This window comes from Sphingobacterium psychroaquaticum, assembly GCF_004421025.1.
Lineage (GTDB): Bacteria > Bacteroidota > Bacteroidia > Sphingobacteriales > Sphingobacteriaceae > Sphingobacterium > Sphingobacterium psychroaquaticum.
Genome location: NZ_CP038029.1, coordinates 2,799,436 through 2,820,923, shown reverse-complemented (window position 1 = coordinate 2,820,923; position 21,488 = coordinate 2,799,436). Strand labels below are relative to the sequence as shown.

General features: G+C 41.9%; 20 protein-coding genes. 14 read left to right on the top strand and 6 right to left on the bottom strand.

What is annotated here, in order from left to right:
* Positions 1 to 2 precede the first annotated feature (2 nt).
* The 7 genes from E2P86_RS12000 to E2P86_RS11970 all read left to right on the top strand — a co-directional run bounded on the left by E2P86_RS12000 (position 3) and on the right by E2P86_RS11970 (position 10,487).
* Complete coding sequence (locus E2P86_RS12000; RefSeq protein ID WP_085471419.1) at positions 3 to 1,082, top strand: Gfo/Idh/MocA family oxidoreductase; 1,080 nt, start codon at positions 3 to 5, stop codon at positions 1,080 to 1,082.
* Positions 1,082 to 2,275 (top strand): BaiN/RdsA family NAD(P)/FAD-dependent oxidoreductase, encoded by a 1,194-nt coding sequence (locus tag E2P86_RS11995; RefSeq protein WP_134433295.1) that lies wholly within the window; start codon positions 1,082 to 1,084, stop codon positions 2,273 to 2,275. Before E2P86_RS12000 ends, E2P86_RS11995 begins: the two co-directional genes overlap by 1 nt.
* Positions 2,276 to 2,893: 618 nt before the next feature.
* On the top strand, positions 2,894 to 4,501 hold the full coding sequence (locus E2P86_RS11990) for a M60 family metallopeptidase (protein WP_134433293.1): 1,608 nt from the start codon (positions 2,894 to 2,896) through the stop codon (positions 4,499 to 4,501).
* A gap of 207 nt (positions 4,502 to 4,708) precedes the next feature.
* Entirely contained in the window at positions 4,709 to 6,922 is a 2,214-nt protein-coding gene (locus E2P86_RS11985; protein WP_134433291.1) for an NADP-dependent isocitrate dehydrogenase, read from the top strand.
* A 101-nt stretch (positions 6,923 to 7,023) separates the two neighbouring features.
* Positions 7,024 to 8,160 (top strand): serine hydrolase domain-containing protein, encoded by a 1,137-nt coding sequence (locus E2P86_RS11980; RefSeq protein WP_134433289.1) that lies wholly within the window; start codon positions 7,024 to 7,026, stop codon positions 8,158 to 8,160.
* A 91-nt stretch (positions 8,161 to 8,251) separates the two neighbouring features.
* On the top strand, positions 8,252 to 8,719 hold the full coding sequence (locus E2P86_RS11975) for a hypothetical protein (RefSeq protein ID WP_166785199.1): 468 nt from the start codon (positions 8,252 to 8,254) through the stop codon (positions 8,717 to 8,719).
* 112 nt (positions 8,720 to 8,831) lie between these two features.
* Positions 8,832 to 10,487 (top strand): GLPGLI family protein, encoded by a 1,656-nt coding sequence (locus tag E2P86_RS11970; protein WP_134433285.1) that lies wholly within the window; start codon positions 8,832 to 8,834, stop codon positions 10,485 to 10,487.
* Here the strand turns inward: E2P86_RS11970 and E2P86_RS11965 are convergent.
* The 5 genes from E2P86_RS11965 to E2P86_RS11945 are packed head-to-tail and all read right to left on the bottom strand — an operon-like array spanning position 10,484 to position 13,911.
* The gene (locus tag E2P86_RS11965) at positions 10,484 to 11,368 is read right to left on the bottom strand and encodes a DUF72 domain-containing protein (protein WP_085471426.1); all 885 of its coding nucleotides are present in this window, start codon (positions 11,366 to 11,368) and stop codon (positions 10,484 to 10,486) included. The genes E2P86_RS11970 and E2P86_RS11965 overlap by 4 nt on opposite strands.
* Before the next feature lie 2 nt (positions 11,369 to 11,370).
* Positions 11,371 to 11,658, bottom strand: a complete 288-nt coding sequence (locus E2P86_RS11960; RefSeq protein WP_085471427.1) for a hypothetical protein — start codon at positions 11,656 to 11,658, stop codon at positions 11,371 to 11,373.
* A 10-nt stretch (positions 11,659 to 11,668) separates the two neighbouring features.
* Complete coding sequence (locus E2P86_RS11955; RefSeq protein ID WP_085471428.1) at positions 11,669 to 12,487, bottom strand: MetQ/NlpA family lipoprotein; 819 nt, start codon at positions 12,485 to 12,487, stop codon at positions 11,669 to 11,671.
* A gap of 6 nt (positions 12,488 to 12,493) precedes the next feature.
* A complete protein-coding gene (metI, locus tag E2P86_RS11950; RefSeq protein WP_085471429.1) occupies positions 12,494 to 13,150 on the bottom strand; it encodes a methionine ABC transporter permease MetI in 657 nt (218 codons plus the stop codon).
* Positions 13,151 to 13,161: 11 nt separating this feature from the next.
* The gene (locus tag E2P86_RS11945; protein WP_134433283.1) at positions 13,162 to 13,911 is read right to left on the bottom strand and encodes a methionine ABC transporter ATP-binding protein; all 750 of its coding nucleotides are present in this window, start codon (positions 13,909 to 13,911) and stop codon (positions 13,162 to 13,164) included.
* A gap of 496 nt (positions 13,912 to 14,407) precedes the next feature.
* Between E2P86_RS11945 and E2P86_RS11940 the strand changes: the two genes are divergently transcribed.
* The 7 genes from E2P86_RS11940 to E2P86_RS11910 all read left to right on the top strand — a co-directional run bounded on the left by E2P86_RS11940 (position 14,408) and on the right by E2P86_RS11910 (position 20,779).
* Entirely contained in the window at positions 14,408 to 15,736 is a 1,329-nt protein-coding gene (locus tag E2P86_RS11940; protein ID WP_085471431.1) for an inositol-3-phosphate synthase, read from the top strand.
* A 115-nt stretch (positions 15,737 to 15,851) separates the two neighbouring features.
* The gene (locus tag E2P86_RS11935; RefSeq protein ID WP_134433281.1) at positions 15,852 to 16,577 is read left to right on the top strand and encodes a nucleotidyltransferase family protein; all 726 of its coding nucleotides are present in this window, start codon (positions 15,852 to 15,854) and stop codon (positions 16,575 to 16,577) included.
* Position 16,578: 1 nt separating this feature from the next.
* On the top strand, positions 16,579 to 17,469 hold the full coding sequence (locus E2P86_RS11930) for an ATP-grasp domain-containing protein (RefSeq protein ID WP_134433279.1): 891 nt from the start codon (positions 16,579 to 16,581) through the stop codon (positions 17,467 to 17,469).
* Positions 17,459 to 18,409: a CDP-alcohol phosphatidyltransferase family protein gene (locus E2P86_RS11925; protein WP_240775503.1), complete on the top strand. Its 951-nt coding sequence runs from the start codon at positions 17,459 to 17,461 to the stop codon at positions 18,407 to 18,409. Before E2P86_RS11930 ends, E2P86_RS11925 begins: the two co-directional genes overlap by 11 nt.
* Positions 18,399 to 19,430 (top strand): lysylphosphatidylglycerol synthase transmembrane domain-containing protein, encoded by a 1,032-nt coding sequence (locus E2P86_RS11920; RefSeq protein WP_134433275.1) that lies wholly within the window; start codon positions 18,399 to 18,401, stop codon positions 19,428 to 19,430. The genes E2P86_RS11925 and E2P86_RS11920 overlap by 11 nt, the downstream gene beginning before the upstream one ends.
* 2 nt (positions 19,431 to 19,432) lie before the next feature.
* Positions 19,433 to 20,164 carry an HAD family hydrolase gene (locus E2P86_RS11915; protein WP_240775501.1) on the top strand — a complete coding sequence of 244 codons (732 nt, stop codon included), beginning with the start codon at positions 19,433 to 19,435 and terminating at the stop codon, positions 20,162 to 20,164.
* Complete coding sequence (locus E2P86_RS11910) at positions 20,165 to 20,779, top strand: HAD family hydrolase (protein WP_085471436.1); 615 nt, start codon at positions 20,165 to 20,167, stop codon at positions 20,777 to 20,779.
* A gap of 30 nt (positions 20,780 to 20,809) precedes the next feature.
* Here the strand turns inward: E2P86_RS11910 and E2P86_RS11905 are convergent, their stop codons facing one another.
* Positions 20,810 to 21,403, bottom strand: coding sequence for a YceI family protein (locus E2P86_RS11905; protein WP_085471437.1), 594 nt, complete (start codon positions 21,401 to 21,403; stop codon positions 20,810 to 20,812).
* Positions 21,404 to 21,488: the final 85 nt, after the last annotated feature.

The window sequence follows — 21,488 nt, the reverse complement described above, 5'->3', positions numbered from 1 at the left end:
TTATGGCAAAGTTTAAGATAGGTTTAATCGGTTTTTCGATTGGCGGACAGGTTTTTCATGCGCCGTTTATAGCGGGTAATCCCGATTTGGAGCTTTATAAAGTGACCGCACGGAAGGCGGATCAGCAGGCGCTTTTAGCAAGTCGCTATCCAACGGCAATAGCGGTTCCATCTGCAGATGATATTATCAACGATCCGGATGTCGATTTGGTCGTTGTTGCCACCTCAAATGATGTGCATTTCGAGTTGACAAAGCAAGCTTTAGAAGCGGGTAAACATGTCGTGGTAGAAAAACCATTTACCAATACCGTGGCGGAAGCTGATGCGTTACTTGCTTTGGCGAAGGAAAAGGGACTGTTACTGACGGTGCATCATAATGCCCGTTTTCATTCTGATTATAAAACGGTTAAGAAACTTATCGAGAGTGGTCGTTTAGGTCCACTCGTGAATTACCAAGCGCGCTATGATCGTTTTCGTAACTTTTTGCGCCCAGGTGCATGGCGGGAGATCGATCTTCCGGGGTCAGGTATTCACTATGATTTAGGGGCACATCTGTTGGATCAGGCATTACAACTATTTGGGAAACCAGAGCGTATTTTTGCGGACTTACGTCGGCAGCGTGAAGGTGCACAAGCCGTGGATGATTTTGAGTTTATATTAAGCTATCCGAAGTTAAAAGTATCCCTTTTCGGGCAGATGTTGGCGAAAGAGCCTACCCCTCGATTTGCTTTGTATGGCTGGAATGGATCTTTTGTGAAACATGGTGTCGACCCACAGGAAAACCTATTGCGTGCCGGAGCACTGCCGCATGAGTCTACGGATTGGGGTAAAGAGGGGGAAGAGATTCAGGGCGTTTTGAATATTATCGAAAATGGTGCAGATCACGTGGAGAAGGTTGTGAGTGAGGTGGGAACCGGACAAGATTTTTATAAGAATGTGGCTTCGACCTTAAAAGGTGAGTCTAGCTTTACGGTAACAGCAGCACAAGGCCGGGATGTTATTCGTCTGTTAGAGCTTGCAGAGCAGTCTTGGGCGGAACAACGTACAATTACTTTAGCTCCCGATGATTTAATTGCGTATTAATGGGGTATGATGCGGTTATTGTAGGTGCTGGCGCCTGCGGCTTGATGTGTGCGGTGCAGGCTGGGATGTTGGGAAAGAATACGTTGGTATTAGAACGTAACGATAAACCAGGCGCTAAGATATTGATCTCAGGTGGTGGACGCTGTAACTTCACGAACCTCTATACCTCGAAAGCAAATTTTATATCCGCTAATCCTGATTTTCTTAATGCTGCTTTTGCGCAATGGACAGTTGATGATACCATCAATTTTTTTGAAGGGCATGGTGGAATCGTTGGGGAAGAGAAAACGTTGGGGCAATTGTTTCCGACAACGAATAAAGCAAAAGATATTGTGGCCGTTTTTACGAAGTTGATGTATGAAACGGGACAGGATATTTGGCTCAATACCTTAGTGAAGGAGGTAGAACAGGTTGATGGTGGGTATACGCTGACGATCGAAAGAGAGGGACGTCTACAGGTAATTCAAACTGCTAAAGTTGTTTTCGCTTCAGGTGGACTGCCTGTGGCTAAATTGGGTGCATCTGATTTTGCACTTCGCATAGCACGTAAGTATGGCTTGGCATTGGAACCGACTGCGCCCGCATTGGTTCCCTTAACGATAACAGGTAAGGACGCGGATTGGTATGCTTCATTGGCAGGAAATTCGGTCTTTGCGCGTGTCTCGACCAACAAGATTTCCTTCGAAGAGAATATTCTCTTTACACATTGGGGATTGAGTGGGCCGGCTATTTTGCAGATTTCTTCGTACTGGAATCCAGGAGAAACGATAACGATCGACTTGTTGCCTAACCATAAGTTTGAACAGCTTCTCAAAGAGGAGCGGGAGCAAGGGGGGAAACGTATGGTTGGACAGTTGTTGAATGATTTTTTTACGAAAAAGATGGTGGAGGCGCTAGGAAAGTTTCTGCCTATACACCTAAAAATAGCGTCGCTGAGCAAAGCTGATGCTAAACTTATCAATACAACGATCCATCAGTTTACTGTAAAACCAGCCGGTGATAAAGGCTACGATAAAGCGGAAGTCATGCGTGGTGGCATTTCTACGGACGAGCTGCATCCAAAAACGCTGGAGTCAAAAAAGATGTCCGGGATGTACTTCGGTGGCGAAGCCGTAGATATCACGGGGTGGCTCGGTGGTTATAATTTTCAATGGGCTTGGGCCTCAGGTTACTTGATTGCACAAGATATTTAGTTGGTAGTTGGTAGAGGGGAGTTTGTGGTTGGTATGAAGTAGTAGAGACACAAGATCTTGTGTCTGTAGAGCTCCGGTTTCTCGATGGTCGTTAGCTGTAGGGGTTGGGCTTGTCCCCGTCCAAGTGGATGGTAGTTCGTTGTTTGTAGAGTGTGGTTCGTAGGTGGTTTGTGGGTCACTTCGCTGGCGCGAGCCTGTGGCTCGTGTCCTTTGAAACTGCCCTTTGTAACAACTTCTGTCCTTTTGTAAACTCACCTCTACTAGTAAGCTCCTGTCGTTCTTGTTCGTTAGTTTGTGGATTTACTACAAACTCGAAACGAAGCACTAAAAACCACCTAAAATTACGCAAACGATTTACTAATACGCTAGTCTGCGTATTTGTCCTTTCACGATTTTTTGTTTCAGGAATGTTACACCTTCCATTTATCAAAATTTGATAATTAACCTAGTTTAGTGCCAGATAACGGTGTTTTTTGTTTGAAGATAGTGCTCATCAAATAGTAAACTATCAATAACCAACTATTAAAGACAATTTCTACAAACAACGAACAATAAACCACGAACTACAAACAACCAACTACATTCTACAAACCACATTCAAGTACCAACGAACAAAAAATGAACAAAAAGGGATTACTATTTTTTCTGTTAAGTGCTGCTGCATCTTTACAGGTTGGGTATGCGCAAACAGCGAAAGAAGTTTCAGCTGTGTACCAAGATCTTTCCGTGTTCGCTAATCCAATGGCGACGCAATTGAAAAAAGGAACAGCATTGGCTGCCATCAACAAGATTCAAAACAAAGAAATTAAAGCGGTTGCTACTCAACTTTTAAAAAACCAGTACAGCACTACATACCGCGTTGCAAAATATCAACCGATCCTTTCGCCGACTGTTTTGGGGCATGATTTGTCTATTGGTGACGGTTACAGCAAATACGAAAATATTACCGGGATCTACTTGCCGATCGGGAAAAATGTTATCATAGTCGATGGGATAACAGGCGAAACACCGGTAAATTTATTAGTACCTAACTGGGAACGCCGTGCACCGCAAGGGGTGGAAGACCCGACAAAGGATCCAAATGGCTGGGGATTGAAAAGACAAACTTTTAGTTTGCGCAACGGCGTTAATATCATTGATGTGAAAGATTTTGGCGGATTGGCGTACGTAGATTATTTTGTGGAAGAGTTAAAGGGACAGCCTGCTGTCGAGATTCATTTCTTAGGGGCTGCTGTCAATGGATATTTCGATAATCAGCGTAATACTAATGCCGATTGGGACAAGCTAATTGCCAATACAGTGTATCCTGTTTTGGATGCAAAAGGGAAGCATATTCAGGTTGCTTACCCGAAGGAAGCCTTACAAAAATATGCGGCCGGTCGTGGTACCGACTTAATCAATAACTACGATTCTTTAGTATACCGTCAGCATCGCTTAATGGGGCTCGAAAAGCACGGCAAAGTACCTGCTAACAAAATATTAGCTCGTGTGAACTACAATTATTACATGTTCAGAGATGGAGATGGTGTGGCATACATGGGCGTAAAACCAGGGTATGCCATGGGGATGGTTGCCAATCCCGATGTCGTGATTAAAGGAGATCCTTGCTGGGGCTTCTCGCATGAAGTAGGCCATGTGCACCAGTTGCGACCTTACTTTAATTGGGGCGGACTAGGAGAGGTGAGTAACAATCTGTTCTCGCTCTACGTTACGCGGTCATTCGGCAATAAAACAAGGGTGTCGGAACAGAATAATTATTCGACAGCACGTAGTAGTATTATTGACAAGCGAATCTCTTTTCTACAAGATAAGGATGTTTTCAATCGCTTAATTCCTTTTTGGCAATTACAGCTTTATTTTGAAGGTGCTGGACAAAATCCGAACTTCTACCCTGATTTGTTTGAGGCATTCCGTCAACAAGCGAAGTCGGAGCAACCACAAAGCAGAGGGCGTCGCCGTGGCGACTGGGCTAGCGATCGTTTAGCGGCTAATAATCCAGCGGTTTATCAGCTGAATTTTGTGAAAAAAGCATGTGAAGTGAGTAAAACGGATTTAACAGGCTTTTTTGATCAGTATGGCTTCTTCTACGTAGGTGAGTTTGATATTGAAGATTACGGTGATTATACCTATAAGATGACGCAGGAGATGGTCGATAATTGCAAAGCGGCAATTAAGGCGATGCAACTACCGAAGCCTAAGGTCGATATTACACAATTGAAAGATTAGTTGATACACGCTTCCGCGTAGTATACTATTTCGTTCTATTTCTATTCGAAATAGTCATAAATTTTGTCAAAAACGTCATAATTCACACAATTATGGCGTTTTTACTTTCAAATGCTTATCTTTAAACGGATTTTGTAAATGGCTCTATACCATTGATAAAAATCAATACTTATTCATAGAAAATTAATAATCTTTCAATAGAGAACTATGTCATCTAAAATTATTTACACAAAAACTGATGAGGCACCTTTGTTGGCGACCTATTCGTTTTTACCTATTGTCCAAGCATTCGCTAAGACTGCTGATATTGAAGTTGAATTAAAAGATATTTCATTGGCAGGACGTATCCTCGCTAATTTTAATGCATACCTTACTGCTGAGCAGAAGACAGCAGATGCTTTAGCGGAGTTGGGCCAGTTGGCCACTACACCGGAGGCAAATATTATCAAATTACCGAATATCTCGGCTTCTATTCCTCAGTTGAAAGGTGCCATTGCGGAGTTGCAAAAAGCGGGTTACAATATTCCAAACTACCCAGATGCTCCAGCTAATGCGGAAGAAGAGACTATTAAAGCAACTTACGCTAAAATTTTAGGATCAGCTGTAAATCCGGTTTTGCGTGAAGGTAACTCCGATCGTCGTGCACCAAAAGCGGTGAAAAACTACGCGAAAGCAAATCCGCATTCTATGGGAGCTTGGTCATCAGCAAGCAAAACGAAAGTAGCTTCGATGACAGAAGGTGATTTCTACGCAACAGAGAAATCTGTAACAGTAGAGCAGGACACACAATTTAAAATTGAGTTTGTTGCAGCTGATGGTTCTGTTAAAGAACTGAAAGGTTTAGCAAACTTAAAAGCAGGTGAGGTTATTGATTCATCCGTTTTGAGTATTGCGAAGCTAAAAACATTTGTTGCCAAAACGATCGATGAAGCTAAAGCTGCTGGTGTATTGTTATCAGCACACTTAAAAGCGACGATGATGAAAGTATCGGATCCAATTATTTTTGGTGCTATCGTCGAAGTATACTTTAAAGATGTGTTCGCTAAATACGGCGCGTTGTTCGCTTCTCTAGGAATCAACAAAAACAACGGTCTAGGTGAGGTTTATGCGAAGATTGCAGGCCAACCGGAAGAGGCTGAGGTTAAAGCGGCTATTGATGCAGCTATCGCCAATGGTCCTGATTTAGCAATGGTGAACTCGGACAAAGGTATTACCAACTTACACGTGCCTTCTGACGTAATCGTAGATGCTTCGATGCCTGCTATGATCCGTACTTCTGGCCAAATGTGGAACAAAGAAGGTAAGCCACAAGATACGATTGCTATTATTCCAGATCGTTGTTATGCTGGTGTTTACACGGCTGTGATTGATGACTGTAAAGCGAATGGCGCATATGATCCTACCACAATGGGCTCCGTTCCAAACGTAGGTTTGATGGCGCAAAAAGCAGAGGAATATGGTTCACACGATAAAACATTCGAGGCAGCAGCTAAAGGTGCAATCCGTGTTGTTGATGCACAAGGAGCTGTATTTATGGAACAAGCGGTAGAAGAAGGTGATATCTTCCGTATGTGTCAAACGAAAGATGCACCGATTCAAGATTGGGTAAAATTAGCCGTGAACCGTGCGCGTTTGTCGAATACACCAGCTGTTTTCTGGTTAGATGAAAACCGTGCACACGATAGAGAGATTATCAAAAAAGTAAATAAATATTTACCAAACTACGATACGACAGGTTTAGATATCCGTATTCTAGCACCAATCGAAGCGACTTTATTCTCGGTAGAGCGTATCCGTAAAGGCGAAGACACAATTTCGGTAACAGGTAACGTACTGCGTGACTACTTGACAGATTTGTTCCCAATTTTAGAACTAGGAACTTCAGCCAAGATGTTGTCTATCGTACCGTTGATGAATGGTGGTGGTTTGTTTGAAACAGGAGCGGGTGGTTCTGCGCCGAAGCATGTGGAGCAATTTGTGGAAGAAGGTTATTTGCGTTGGGATTCTTTAGGCGAATTCTTAGCATTACAAGCTTCATTAGAGCATTTATCGCAAACACAGAACAACACAAAAGCGCAGGTGCTTGCTGATGCGTTAGATGAGGCGAATGCGTTGTTCTTAGCCAATGACAAGTCACCAGCTCGTCGTGTTGGACAGATTGATAACCGCGGTTCACACTTCTACTTAACCTTATACTGGGCGCAAGAATTAGCGAAGCAAACGAAAGATGCTGAGCTAGCTGCTCGTTTCAAAGGTTTAGCAGATGCTTTGACAGCTAACGAGGCGAAAATCAATGAAGAATTAATCGGTGCACAAGGAAAACCACAAGAAATTGGTGGTTACTACTTCCCGAGCGATGCGTTGACCGAAAAAGCGATGCGTCCTTCAGCAACATTAAATACAGCTATTGCGGCTTTATAGTCGTTGCTTATAAAAGAGAAATCCCTCGGTCATTTGGCCGAGGGATTTTTTTGTATCCTCCCATTTTTAATGCTAACTTGTGCATGTTAAATCATAAAACTATGAACCATAACGCAAAGACCTGGGTCCTTTTCTTTTTGTTGACTATAACAAGCGCTGTACGAGCACAAACCGATCTACGCAGCGGATTACAAACTATTGCTGATGAATTTAAGGCCGTTGGTTTAGCTGTTGTTGTCATCAAAGATGGTAAACCCATATATAAAGAGGCAATTGGTTATAAAAATCTGGAACAGAAGGAACCGTTAAGTACACAGGATCTGTTTCGGATAGCTTCTATTTCCAAGTCTTTTTCTGCTACAGCGATTATGCAATTGGTAGAGCAGGGGAGACTTTCGTTAGATGATGATTTTGGGACATTGATAGGCTTTCCGGTTCGTAACCCCAATTTTCCAGAAAAGGTAATTACTTTGCGCATGGTTTTATCCCATACTTCAAGCATCAACGATCGAAATGGCTATTTTGATTTAGATGTCATCAACCCGGCTAAAAATCCCAATTGGGCAAAATCTTACAATACATATGAGCCAGGAGCAGGATACGAGTACTGTAATTTAAATTTCAATATGGTTGGTGCTGTCTTAGAATTGACCACTGGACAACGTTTCGATAATTATATAAAGAAGGTGATTCTAGATCCACTCCATCTTCGTGCAGGTTATTGTGTGGATTCGCTGGATCAAAAGCGATTTGCAACACTCTATGAATACAGCAAGGAAAACGACAGCTTCTCTCCACAACCAGCGGCATATAACCCACGGTCTGAAGAGATTGTAAATTATACAGTAGGACATTCAACACCTGTGTTTTCACCGACCGGAGGTATGAAAATTTCGCCCGAGGATTTGGCTACTTATATGGGGATGCATATGAACTATGGTAAAGTAGGAAAGAGGCGTATAATAAAGGAAAAGAGCGCCAAGATAATGCAAACAAAATTGTCGGAAAAAGAAGGTTACGGCTTGGCTCTTTTGGAAACAGAAAATTTAATCCCAGGTATACACTTGGTCGGTCATACGGGATCTGCTTACGGCTTATATAGTGCGATGTTCTTTAACCCTACGAAAAAATATGGATTTGTGGTTGTTACAAATGGTTGTGTGCCTACCTATGAAAATGGGTTTGTGGCGCTTTCTGCCAAAACAATAAATTATTTATATAAAACCTTAATTGAATAATTGATGTTGTTTTACTATCTTATCAATCAATAACCAAAAAATAGGCAGCATTATGAGAGCGACATGTATTTGCTTTTTCATGTTTCAAATAGTGTGCATAACAACATTGTTTGGACAAGGTTTAAAGATAGCCGACATACGGAAGGATTTTAAAGTAGGGCATAAGGATGAAGAAACGTGCAAAAAACATCTGGAAGCGTTAGAAAAGTATGCCGATAGTCCTGTTGAACGAGGGTATGAAGCGGCCTACCACATGTTTATGGCAAAGCATAGTGGAAATCCCTTTAAAAAGATGGGCTACTTTAAAAATGGTAAAAATATGCTCGAAAAGGAGATTGCAAGTAACCCCTCCAATGTCGAGCTGCGCTATATCCGCCTTTGTATTCAGTATTATATTCCTTCATATTTGGGGTATAAGGGTCATATTGATGAGGACAAAGTATTTCTCCGAGATAACCTATATAAACTCAATGATAAAAACACAAAAGATCTGCTTTATAATTACTTGAAGGGCGCCAAGATGTATACCAATGAAGAGTTAGGACTGCTTGGACGATAAACGATAGGGGACCTAACTATTTGTCAACCGTAAAATTTTCTTGACGTATCTTTTCTATGCCTAATTTTTGGACAGTTTCTTTATCTTAGCACTTTGCTAAAACCATTTATTTATGATAAAGAATATCGTCACATTCGTGTGCCTTTTTGTTTCATTGCATGCTGGAGCGCAAGGATGGAAGGTCACTTTTCAGCGTAGTTACAATGACAAAGTCCAAGGTGCAGAAGATCCATTACTTGTGTTCGCTGATAAAGATCAAACCATTATTACAACAGATCGTGCCACACAATCGCAGGCGAAGTATCCTTATGAAACCTATTATATTGACCGGAATAACGCGGCCTACTTTAAGCAGATGAACTTTTCGGCAGATAAACAACTTGTCACAAAGGATCTGGCCCTACTTGGAAAAAGTACCTATAATTTAACAAATGAAACAAAAGTTATTTTAGGATATACCTGTAAAAAAGCCACCACTTCCGTTAATTCTAATACCATTGAGCTTTGGTATACAGATGAACTCGGTGTACAGGGGGCACCCAATGAGTTAGGGCAACAGCTGGGCTTTGTTTTGGAATATGTCCGTAACGGAAATACAAAGATAACTGCCACGAAAGCGGAAAAGATTAAAAGAATCCCTAACCATGTTGCTTTACCAAAATTTGATGAAGTAGTAGATGGTCCTACGTATCAGGATATCGTATGGAAGAGTCGCTTCATTCATATCCCGATTTTTCAAGATGAGCAAATCAACTTTGTCGATCAACCAAAACAGGATAGTATCCTGCGCTTTGCGAGCGGTACGGTGATTTTGAAAAAAGTAAAAGTCCCAAAATTAGATACAAATAGTCAGGCATTTGTACAGTTAATCGAGAAATCGAATGGAGACGCCTACGATCGTACTGGTTCGGTGTTTATGATTGCTGAAGATCAAGCCACTTCGTTTCTAGATGGGATGAAGAATGGCATGCAGACATTACCGAAGTATAGTAATGGAGACGGAAAGGAATATCCCGGAATGGTGCGTACAGCAGGTTTTTCACCCGTCTATGAGTTAATGCGTTTCTTTACACCATTTGGCGTTTCTCATTTTAACGATCGATTAACGTTGAAGGGAAAGACGTGGCAAGATTCGTCCATTTATCGGCAAGATGTTTCTGAGTTTTTATCCGTGATGTCTGGTAAGGAAGTGTATATCGGTACTTATATTGGTAATTATGATAAAGGCGGGCATCGGGTCAGCCTGGAACTTACCATTCATCCCGGTAGTTCAAGAATGGCATCTCCCCAAGTAATGTCCATATTTAATACCACCAATGTGATGGAGATGGGTGGACAAACGTATGCGACGTTCTTTAGTGAGGAAAAAGGATTAGAAGTATCGTTCGATCTTCCAGAGGATACCAAGAATTTACAGCTGCGCTATATCACAACCGGTCACGGTGGTTGGGGCAATGGTGACGAGTTTGTCCCCAAAGAAAACACTATTCTATTAGACGATAAGGTTGTATTTAGCTTTACGCCGTGGCGTACAGATTGTGGTTCATACCGTTTGTACAATCCGGTTTCCGGCAATTTCCAAAATGGATTGTCCTCTTCCGACCTCAGCCGCTCCAATTGGTGTCCGGGTACAATTACGAACCCGAACTATATCAACTTAGGCGACTTGAAAGCCGGGAAACATACGATTCGTGTTAAAATTCCACAAGGGGAACCAGAAGGCTCTAGTTTCAGCTTTTGGAATGTATCTGGGGTGTTGTTATACTAGAACAGCCCCAGTTGTCCTTTATTCGGAATGTTTAGTGTTGTGCCAATCTCCTTATTAAGATGCGTAATAAAATGAGCCGCTAATAGCGGAGATTCCACTTCGAGGTTTTGGTGAATAAAGAAATAGAGGCGCTGCAGGCCGGCGGCTTTCCAGTCCTTTATCACCTGAACCCAATCCAGGAGACGATCATAATCTGATGGGTGATTGGCACCAACATAACGAACAAAAGCGCTATTGGTTGTATGGCGCATATGTAGCATATCCCTGCGTCCGGCCGTATCGACCAGGACATTCGTTGTTCCGGTTTCCTCTAATAATTTATAGAGCTTTTCGCGGGTTACTTCGTCCTTAAACCATTCTTCATTTCTAACCTCAAGGGCTAGTGGGTAATCTTTGGGGAAATCATGTAAGAAATGCGCCAGTCGATCAAAATCTTTCGGCTTATAATTATCGTGCATTTGCAAAAATGCCATTCCCATTTTTTCTTTAAAAAGAGCGGTCGAATCGACAAACGCTTTAATCTTATCGTTGGTATTCAGTAGGCGGCTATAATGGCTTACCGATTGTGGGATTTTTGGAAAGAACTTAAATCCATCTGGTGTTTTATCGCGCCAAGTCTCTACCTGTTCTTTGGAAGGCGAGTTATAGAAGGTAGCGTTGAGCTCAATCGCATTAAACTGCCTCGAGTAATATGCCAGTTCATCTTTGGTGCCGCGTGGGTAAAATCCTTTTAAGTCAGTCTTGTTCCATTTTGCACAGCCTACATAGGCCTCAAAAGGAGTATCGCTTTGGTAATGCTCGAGCACTTCGAGACTTACTTTGCTTGTTGGAGGAAGCGTGAAATCAATCGCCTCCGGATTGTTTACTTGTCCGAATTTCATGTTTACTCCTTACCTAAAAATTTACGATCCTCATCCGTTAGCCCATCGTCGATAAAATCGGTATCAGGCTGATTTCCATTACTCACACTGTACTCTTTCGGGTGCTTGCTGCGGCGACGAAAAACAAGTCCGCCGGTAACAAGTCCGATAAGGAAAAATGTTCCGATAATAAAGAGTTTAGAGGTGCGAATTTCGCCAAACAACCAAAATGAAGCTTCCTCCTTATTGTTAAAAAGAATCACGATCAGCAGCGCCAGAATAATACTTGAAATAATAGTTTTTGGTTTCATAGCCTATTTATTACTTCGATAACCAGCCTTGAACAGCTCCGCCTTTAAATTCTTCCTCCGCCGCTTTCGCTACAGCTTCCGATTGGTATGCTTTTACGAACTTGTGCACTTTCTCGTCCATCGCATTGTCTTTACGTGACACAATGATATTAACGTATGGCGATTTCTCATCTTCCATAAAAATTCCATCTCGCTTCGCTACAAAATTATTGCTGGCCGCAAAATTATTATTGATGATCGCTACGGTAACTTTATTGTCGTCCAAGGTGCGTGGCAATTGTGGTGCTTCTAGCTCTAGGATGCTAAATCCAATTTTATTCTCGATGATATCACGTTGCGTAGGCAACAGGCCTACATCAGCCTTTAATTTAATCAGGCCAACTTGCTGCAAAAGCAACAAAGCACGCCCTAAGTTGCTAGGGTCGTTTGGAATCACAATGGTATCATCCTTCTTCAGCTCACTGATACTTTTTATTTTTTTAGAATATCCAGCCATTGGATACACAAAGGTATTACCGACCACAGCGAATTGATACCCTCTGTTTTTCGATTGCTCCTCTAAATAGGGAACGGTTTGAAAAACGTTGACATCAATATCCTTCTGCTGTAGGGCTTCATTGGGCATAATGTAGTCTGTAAAAGAAATAAGCTCTACATCCAGATTATGTTTTTCTTTCGCTTCTTTTTTCGCTGCTTCAGCTAATTTATACTCGGGGCCAGCCTGTACACCGACACGCAATGTATTGGTGTTTTTTGTGCTAGAACCGCATGAAACTAAGGTAATCGCAAGTGCTGCGTAAGCAATTTTTTTTAGGAATATCTTCTTCATTTGTTTTTATTTTCTGTGGTCAACATAGCGGGAAAGACGATCCCCAGTGAATTGTATAAGGAAAACAATTAAGATTAACAGGATAAGTACGGTATTCATGATGAACGCGTCATAACCGACATAACCATATTGGTAACCGATATGGCCAAGGCCGCCAGCACCTACAGCACCACCCATTGCCGAATAACCGACCAAGGTGATTAAGGTCAATGAGGCATTGTTGATTAAGGAAGGCAGTGCTTCCGGTATAAGGACTTTACGGATGATCTGAAATGTTGTCGCACCCATCGATCGAGCCGCCTCTATTACGCCATAAGGAATCTCCAATAAGCTGTTTTCCACTAAACGGGCAACAAAAGGACTGGCGCCAATGCTGAGTGGTACAATGGCTGCGTTCATTCCAATCGAAGTGCCGGCAATAAGTCGTGTAAAGGGAATCATCCACACAATAAGAATAATAAAGGGGATGGACCGGAATATATTGACGAAAAAAGAGAGAACGCGGTTCCAACCCGGACTCTCAAGTAGTTGACGTTCACGCGTTAGGAATAGAAAAATACCGAGCGGTAAACCGATGAGGAAGCTGAAAAAACCGGCCGTAAAGGTCATGTAAAGCGTTTCGCCCATACCTTTTGCTAATAACCAGTAGGTAGATTCAGACATATATCTTTATTTTATTGATGTAAACTTAAACTTGGATTCAGTAATTCGCGTGTTATAGCGGACTGTGGTTGAGCGAAAACATTCTCGACACTATCTTGTTCGACTATCTCGCCGTTAGAAATAACGGCTACTTTATTGCAGATAGCTCGTACAACCTCCATTTCGTGGGTGATCAGAACAATGGTAATGCCCAGACGTTGATTAATCTCCTGCAAGAGGGCGAGTATCGTTCGTGTTGTCTGCGGATCCAACGCACTGGTGGCTTCATCGCAGAGGAGCACCTCCGGATCGGACGCAATCGCACGGGCGATGGCTACACGCTGTTTCTGTCCGCCCGATAAACTAGATGGGTAGTCCTCTTTCTTTTCCTGCAAACCGATCAAAACCAAAAGCTCATTTACTTTGGTCGATATGGCGGCTGAATCGATGCCTTGAAGACGAAGTGGCAGTGCAATATTGTCGAAAACTGTAGCAGATGCCAACAAATTAAATTGTTGAAAGATCATCCCGATCTTGTGACGGTACGGGATCAACTGGTTTTCAGAAAAGGCAGAAATCTCCACATCTTTATAATAGACAGCCCCTTTATCTGGACGTTCTAGCAGATTGATGGTACGTACCAATGTACTCTTACCAGAGCCAGAGTAACCGATGATACCAAAGATATCTCCCTTGTCTACCTGCAAATTGATTGCTCGCAGGGCTTCTATCTTATGGTGTTTTTTTAAGAAAGTTTTATGGATGTTCTCTAACCTTATCATTATCGCAAGCAATATAACCTAAACTATACTATGTTGCAAAGATAGAAGTTAAGATTTAAAAGTAATCTATTTGTTTAGTCGTTTTTTTTGCCAAAAGACCAGAAACTCAGATTATCTTCCTTCTACTACGGTCAAAAACACTGCGAGCGGGAATGTTGTAGAACGTTGTGTTCTGTGTTTTTTAATTTTAGAATATAATGTAATGACCATATTATGTTTTGAATGTTTATTAATAAAACAAATGGCGAGGAAGCGGGTTAAATACAGGGACGTATTTTTATCTGCAGGAAGTTGAGGACGCAGATGGTAAGCAATTTCAATATAAGGGACATGTGCTTATTTTATTGCATCCCGTAACCAATTGATTTTTTTTGAACATTTAACTATTTAATCAATATGGTCAAATATTTACGTTATTTTAACAATTCATTGAATTATTACTCCAATATTTACGGTGTTAATTTTATTCATTTATTAATCATTGCCATTTGAAATCATGAAGAAAAATGTAAAAGAGGCCGAAGGTAAATTAGGTATTTTGATGCCTGGACTAGGCGCAGTAGCTACAACACTGATTGCAGGGGTTGCTGCTATTAACAAAGGTTTCTCTAAACCTATTGGTTCCGTTGCTCAGCTTGGGCATATTCGTTTGGGAAAACGTACGGATAATAGGAACCCTTTGATTAAGGACTTTGTACCATTAGCGAAACTAACGGATATTGTGTTCGGTGGTTGGGACGTCTATGCGGATAACGTGTATGAAGCAGCTTCGAAAGCAAAAGTTATTGAGCAGCACCAGTTAGATGCTGTTCGGGAAACGTTGGAAGCTATTCAGCCAATGAAAGCTGTTTTCGATCGTAATTTTGTGAAAAACCTAGATGGAAACCATATCAAAACAGGATTGAGCCGTCGGGAGTTGGTGGAGGCAGTTCGTGCCGATATTCGCGGCTTTATTGCAGATAACGGATTAGACAGGGTGGTCATTGTCTGGTGTGGTTCTACGGAGAAGTACATTGAATCGGACGATTTATTTTCTTCATTGGCCAAACTAGAGGCTGCTTTGGATCAGGATGATCAACGTATCCCGCCAAGTATGATCTACTGTTATGCCGCATTGTTAGAAGGGGTTCCTTATGTTAATGGCGCGCCAAATTTAACCTGTGACGTACCAGCGATTGTAGAGCTAGCCACTCAAAACCGGGTCGCTATTGCCGGGAAAGACTTTAAAACAGGACAAACCTTAATGAAAACTATTGTTGCCCCCGGCTTACAAGCTAGAGCATTAGGGGTTGAGGGTTGGTTTTCAACAAATATTCTGGGAAATAGAGATGGGCTTGTGCTTGATGATCCCGAGAACTTTAAAACCAAAGAGGTTTCTAAATTATCGGTCTTGGAAGAAATCTTAGATGCAGATAAAAACCCAGAATTATACGGTGATCTATATCACAAGGTACGGATCAATTATTACCCTCCGCATGGTGATAACAAAGAATCTTGGGATAACATTGATATTTTTGGATGGATGGGATATAAGATGCAGATCAAGATTAACTTTTTGTGTCGGGATTCTATCCTTGCAGCTCCCATCGTATTAGATTTAGCCCTTTTCATAGATTTAGCGCAGCGTGCAGATATGTACGGTATTCAAGAATGGCTTTCATTCTATTTAAAATCCCCACAAACGGCTCCAGGATTACCGGCAGAACATGATATTTTTAAACAACTGATGAAGTTGCAGAACACGCTTCGCCATATAATGGGAGAGGATCTGATTACACACTTAGGGTTGGATTATTACCAAGACCTTGTGGAGAGTATGCAATAACGGATCCACGCGAGGACTTTTTTAAAGGAGATGCATGCCCTGAAAGCGGTATGCACTTTCTTTAAAAGAATTTTGTAGTTAGGAAACGTTTTTTATAACAACCTGTTTTTAACCTATGGAGTATGCAATAATTGCTGCGGGCGAGGGCTCGCGCCTAAAAGAAGAGGGACACACACTGCCAAAGCCGCTACTGCCTTTGTTTGGTATTCCGATGATTGAACGCCTTATCGGAATCTTTGCAAGTCAGTATGCGAAGCGAATTCATATCATTGTCAATAGTCAATCGCAGGAGTTAATCGACTTTTTGCAGGAGCATGATTTTAAGGTTCCTATAGTACTTTATGTAAAGGATACGGAGAGCTCATTGCATAGCCTTTATGAGCTTGTAAAAGTTAATCCACAGTGGAATGCCATTTGCGTTACGACCACGGATACGGTGTTCAGTGAACGTGATTTTATCGATTATCTGAACGCTTTTACCTACCATCCACGGGTCGATGCCTACATGGGGGTGACTTCGTTTGTTGATGATGAGAGTCCGTTGTATGTCGGCGTAAATGAATATATGGAAGTAGAGATATTTGCGGATTCGAATACAGGGGAGATGACGCATGTCTCCGGAGGGATTTATGGGCTGCGACGAAAAGCCCTCGACTGCGTGGCGGACAGTGTCGCGAGCGGCAATACGAGGATGCGTAATTATCAACGTTATTTACTGGAACAACAATTGGAGGTTCGTGCGCATCGTTTTGGTAAAATCGTGGATGTGGATCATCTTAAAGATAGGGATGCCGCTGAAGTGTTTTTAGCTGAAATTGGAGAAAAACCTATACAGTATTGAGATGAAAGTATTAGGAATAAAAAGAAAAGGCTACTTTTCACCGAATCATGTTGGTAATGATGCGGCCATCTTTGATATGGTAAGTCAAGAACTGCTTTTAAAAGGCGGACATTTGGAGGTCTGTGATGAAGAAGCCTTTATGGCAAGGGAAGTGGTGGAACAAGAGTTGATTATTACTATGGGACGTACTAAATCACTTGTTAAACGTTTACAGTCACTAGAAGATCAAGGGAAGATCGTGCTCAATTCAGGTTATGGGATTGAGAATTGCTTTCGCAAAAATATGACGTTGAAGTTATTGGCTGAAGGCGTTCCCTATCCGAAGAGCTTGGTGGTTGATACGACCACAGATATTAGTGACATCGTAGCCGCATTTGGAGGACCTGGCGTATGGATTAAACGAGGCGACTTTCATGCCATCCACAAGGAAGATGTAACCTTTGCAACTTCCGTGGAAGAGGCACAGTCTATCCTAAACGAATATGCGCTGCGTGGAATAACAGAGGCCGTTCTTTCGGAGCATCTCGTTGGGGACCTCCTTAAGTTTTATGCGGTGCGAGGGACAAATTTTTTTCACTGGTTTTATCCGTACGATCATAATCATCATAAGTACACAAATTATGAGTCTATTAATGGGGAAACGTTACATTATCCGTTTAATATAGAAGACCTGAAACGAAGTGCAGATCAGGCTGCGTCGGTGCTTGGTGTTCATATTTATGGCGGTGATGCTATCGTGGGTTCGGATGGAACTTTTCATATTATAGACCTTAATGATTGGCCTAGTTTTGCGCCATGTCGGAATGAAGCCAGTCGGGCGATAGCTCAATTTTTATTTGATTATTTTACTGCTAACGATGCAAAGGAAGAAACCTATTTACATGAAGAATAAAGAAAATTCAAACATGGACCTACCTGAAAGCGCTTTTGTACAATCCCTAAAATCGAACGACACGGAAGAACGGATCGATATTTGGTTTTATAGACCTATAGGCTTTAGAATTGCACAGTTTTGTGCTAAGGTGGGCATCACGCCAAATGCGGTAACGATCATTAGTATATTTTTTGGAGTTGCGGCAGGCATTTTATTTTACTACCCTGATTTAGGGACGAATATCATAGGGATGTTGCTGCTGATATTTGCAAATTCTTTAGATTCTGCAGATGGGCAGCTGGCACGGATGACGGACAATAAGAGTCGTTTCGGACGTATCTTAGACGGTTTTGCAGGAGATTTTTGGTTTGCATCCATCCATATAGCTTTATGTTTACGGTTGATGAATGACGGTTGGTCTGCCTGGATTTGGGTCCCGGGTGTATTGGCCGGAGTTGCACATGTTTTTCAGTCGGCCATGGCAGATTATTATCGTAATGTTCATCTCTTTTTTATTAAGGGAGAGTCAGGGAGTGAACTTGACAATACAAAAAGCTTACAGGCTGATTTGGATAAACTGAGTTGGACGAAGAATTTCTTTTCGAAATTTGTCTTGAATGGTTATACAAATTATACCCGAATGCAAGAAAACCTGTCGCCGAACTTACAAAAGCTGTTATCGCTTGTCAAAACTAATTTTAGGGGACAGTTACCTATGCAGCTGGTTACTGATTTTCGGTCTATGAATAAACCGTTAATGAAGTACACCAATATCGTCCAGTTCAATACCCGTGTTATTTTCTTGTTTCTATGGTTGTTTATCGATCAGGTTTGGTTATATTTCGTTTTTGATATTTTGGTACTAACCCCAATTTTAATCTACATGGTTTGGCGTCAAGAGCAGGTCAGTTCCTTTTTTGTCAAGAAGATAGCTACAGAAAATAAATATGCGCAATAATATTTACAAAGTTTTTTTCTTTGTGCTGGGGATCGTAACCCTCGGGTATATGATTTATAAACTAGGCGTAGAAGAGATTTGGTCTAGCCTTTTAGCGACAGGGTGGTGGTTTATTCCTGTATTATTAAGTTGGTTGGTCATCTACCTGATGAATGCAATGGCCTTGCGGGATATCGTGGTCGAAAAAAATAATCCGAAAACTTTTGTGCCGTTTGGGAAAATTTTTCAGCTGATTGTCAGTGGCTTTTCTATAAATTATATCACGCCCTTTGTTGCTTTAGGTGGAGAGCCATACCGAATCATGGAATTAAAGCGTTATGTAGGTGGTGCAAAGGCTGGATCCTCAGTTTTGTTATATACCATGATGCATATCTTATCGCATTTGGTGTTTTGGGTGTTGTCGGTAGGACTTATTATTTGGTTTGTTCCGATAAATACAACGGTGTTAATAGCTTGTGTGCTTATTTTACTGATGGCTATTCTTCTTGGAGGGTGGTTTGCTAAGGTATATCAGCATGGTATTGCTGTAAGTTCGGTATCGGTTTTGTCCAGATTTCCACTGATTGGTGCTAAGATGAAAAAGCTGGGTGAGGAAAAGCATGACTTACTGGAGGATATAGATCGACAGGTCAGTAATTTGTACTCTGGACGACGCAGTAAGTTTTATTCGGCATTGGCATGGGAGTTTTTTGCCCGCGTGGTGGGGTGTGCTGAAATCTATTTTATTGCGCATGCTGTCGGGGTGGAGATGACTTATATGGAATCGTTGTTGGTGAGCTCTGGCTCTTCCTTTTTTGCGAATCTTATATTTTTTCTGCCTATGCAGCTGGGGACACGAGAAGGAGGTATGGCCATGGCGATGGCCAGTATTGGCTATGCTGCTGATATCGGTGTTTTTATAGGAATTGCTACCCGTATTCGAGAATGTGTTTGGATCGCTATAGGGTTATTTATGATGACATGGACAAAGCGAAAGCGTGTGCCGCAAATGGAAGAAAAGATGAGTATTGACGAAATATAATTATGCAGATAGAAGATATTGAAGGCGTATTGTTTGATTATGGTGGAACACTAGATTCCAATGGGCAGCACTGGGGTGAGGTAATCTGGCAGCTTTATCAAAAGGCAGGTTTAAAGATTGAAAGAGAAGCTTTTAATGCCGCCTACGTGTATGCGGAGCGAAAGATGGCAACTTCGCGATTGATTTTGCCAACCTTTAACTTTCAGGAGGTTTTACAAACAAAGGTGGAGGCGCAATTTGAGTATTTGCAACAGCAGGGAATTTCCCTCAGTAGGGAGCTTATCACAGCTATTGCCTGGGATGGTTATTTCCTGGCGAGTGAGCATGTGAAAAAGGCGAAGGAAGTTTTGGATATGTTGCGTGGGCAAATTCCGATGGTTATGGTTTCTAATTTTTATGGGAACTTACATGCTGTTTTGGAAGATTTTGGTCTTCTGGATTATTTTGATGCGGTAATAGAATCAGCCGTGGTTGGTGTACGGAAGCCCGATCCTGCAATCTATAATTTAGGCGTTGCTGCGTTGGGGTTATCTCCAGAGCGCTGTTTAGTAATTGGTGACTCTTTTGCGAAGGATATTGTTCCTGCTAAAGCTTGTGGTTGCCAAACCGTTTGGTTTAAGGGAGCAGCTTGGACTGGCGACGAAGAGGGTGGAACAGGGCCAATAGAGGCGGATTATGTGATATATGACATTGCGGAGTTAGTTTTGATGTTTGACAAGCTACTGGTTAAATAGATGGACGAGGTAAATCTACATAAACTAAGTAAGCTTACAGCGCTTTCAGCGGGCGACTATCAGGCCTTTTTGTATGACTGTGACGGTACGTTAGCGGATAATATGCCATTACATACGGAGACCTATGTTGATTTGGCAGCAGAGATGGGGGTGCAGATTGATGGACAGATCATTGATGAATTGGCGGGTTGGCCAGTGGTGGATGTGGTACGCGAAATAAATAAACGGTATAACGTGGCGATGGATCCGGTTGTTTTTGCAGAAAGAAGACATCGTCTGTATGTCGATCACTATTTGGATCGCGTTGTGGCTATTCCATTTGTGGTCGCACACTTGGAGCAGCATGTGGGTAAAGTGCGAATTGCTGTTGTTTCTGGCGGCGCCCGAGAATCGGTAGAGAAGACGTTAAAGGTCTTGGGAATCGATAGGCTGGTAGAAGTAACGGTGTGTGCCGGGGATACCTTGCGGGGCAAACCGTATCCGGATCCTTTTTTAGCGGCAGCGGAACAGCTTGGTGTGTTACCGGAGAAGTGCTTAGTCTTTGAAGATGGGGCGCCCGGTGTGGCATCAGCGACAGCTGCGGGGATGCAGTCTATCCGAATAGATCATGTATAAAAAATCCCGCCTATTTGGCGGGATTTTTTGTTATTTCTGTTTAACGATTTCAGCATTTACAACAATGCTTACATCGGAAGCAACAGCCGGTACGCCTGTTGGCAAAAGATCATTGTACTTAACGTTGTACTCTAAGCGATTGATTTTTGTCTTCGCTGTAAAGCCAGCACGTGTCATTCCCCAAGGATCGGTAATGATACCATTGTTTTGCACCACGTCGAAAACAACTTTTTTCGTTACGTCACGTATGGTTAAATCTCCTGTCAAGGTATATTCTCCTTTTTTACCTTTTTTCAGGATACCATTTTTCAAGGTTATTGTAGGGAATTTTTCAGCATTAAAAAAATCATCACTTTTTAAGTGGTTGTCACGCGCTTCAATACGAGTGTCAATGCTGCTTACATCGATAGTGAAATTGATGGTTGCACCATCAAAGCTGTCGCCAGTCTTTGTTTCAACATTTCCTTCTAATTTTTTGAACTGACCGTCAATAAGAGCAATACCAAGGTGTTTTACCTCAAATCTAGTATTGGTGTGAGCAGGGTCTACAGACCATTTCACCTGCGCAAAAGAGACGTTCAATAACACGGCAACAGCCGCAACGAGTTTCAATAGATTCTTCATATTCTTTTTGTTTTTATTTTCTGAAGACAAAGCTCTCCATTCCAGGAAACATAAGCATTGACCTATGATAAGAAGTGAAAAAATA

Excerpts from the sequence above, each read along its gene's own strand:
- E2P86_RS11995 (WP_134433295.1), top strand. The coding sequence starts at position 1,082 with ATGGGGTATGATGCGGTTATTGTAGGTGCTGGCGCCTGCGGCTTGATG.
- E2P86_RS11945 (WP_134433283.1), bottom strand. The coding sequence starts at position 13,911 with ATGATAAGGTTAGAGAACATCCATAAAACTTTCTTAAAAAAACACCAT.
- E2P86_RS11935 (WP_134433281.1), top strand. The coding sequence starts at position 15,852 with ATGGAGTATGCAATAATTGCTGCGGGCGAGGGCTCGCGCCTAAAAGAA.
- E2P86_RS11960 (WP_085471427.1), bottom strand. The coding sequence starts at position 11,658 with ATGAAACCAAAAACTATTATTTCAAGTATTATTCTGGCGCTGCTGATC.
- E2P86_RS11970 (WP_134433285.1), top strand. The coding sequence starts at position 8,832 with ATGATAAAGAATATCGTCACATTCGTGTGCCTTTTTGTTTCATTGCAT.
- E2P86_RS11980 (WP_134433289.1), top strand. The coding sequence starts at position 7,024 with ATGAACCATAACGCAAAGACCTGGGTCCTTTTCTTTTTGTTGACTATA.
- E2P86_RS11930 (WP_134433279.1), top strand. The coding sequence starts at position 16,579 with ATGAAAGTATTAGGAATAAAAAGAAAAGGCTACTTTTCACCGAATCAT.
- E2P86_RS11905 (WP_085471437.1), bottom strand. The coding sequence starts at position 21,403 with ATGAAGAATCTATTGAAACTCGTTGCGGCTGTTGCCGTGTTATTGAAC.
- E2P86_RS11910 (WP_085471436.1), top strand. The coding sequence starts at position 20,165 with ATGGACGAGGTAAATCTACATAAACTAAGTAAGCTTACAGCGCTTTCA.
- E2P86_RS11990 (WP_134433293.1), top strand. The coding sequence starts at position 2,894 with ATGAACAAAAAGGGATTACTATTTTTTCTGTTAAGTGCTGCTGCATCT.
- E2P86_RS11940 (WP_085471431.1), top strand. The coding sequence starts at position 14,408 with ATGAAGAAAAATGTAAAAGAGGCCGAAGGTAAATTAGGTATTTTGATG.
- E2P86_RS11915 (WP_240775501.1), top strand. The coding sequence starts at position 19,433 with ATGCAGATAGAAGATATTGAAGGCGTATTGTTTGATTATGGTGGAACA.
- metI (WP_085471429.1), bottom strand. The coding sequence starts at position 13,150 with ATGTCTGAATCTACCTACTGGTTATTAGCAAAAGGTATGGGCGAAACG.
- E2P86_RS11955 (WP_085471428.1), bottom strand. The coding sequence starts at position 12,487 with ATGAAGAAGATATTCCTAAAAAAAATTGCTTACGCAGCACTTGCGATT.
- E2P86_RS11920 (WP_134433275.1), top strand. The coding sequence starts at position 18,399 with ATGCGCAATAATATTTACAAAGTTTTTTTCTTTGTGCTGGGGATCGTA.
- E2P86_RS11965 (WP_085471426.1), bottom strand. The coding sequence starts at position 11,368 with ATGAAATTCGGACAAGTAAACAATCCGGAGGCGATTGATTTCACGCTT.
- E2P86_RS11985 (WP_134433291.1), top strand. The coding sequence starts at position 4,709 with ATGTCATCTAAAATTATTTACACAAAAACTGATGAGGCACCTTTGTTG.
- E2P86_RS12000 (WP_085471419.1), top strand. The coding sequence starts at position 3 with ATGGCAAAGTTTAAGATAGGTTTAATCGGTTTTTCGATTGGCGGACAG.
- E2P86_RS11925 (WP_240775503.1), top strand. The coding sequence starts at position 17,459 with ATGAAGAATAAAGAAAATTCAAACATGGACCTACCTGAAAGCGCTTTT.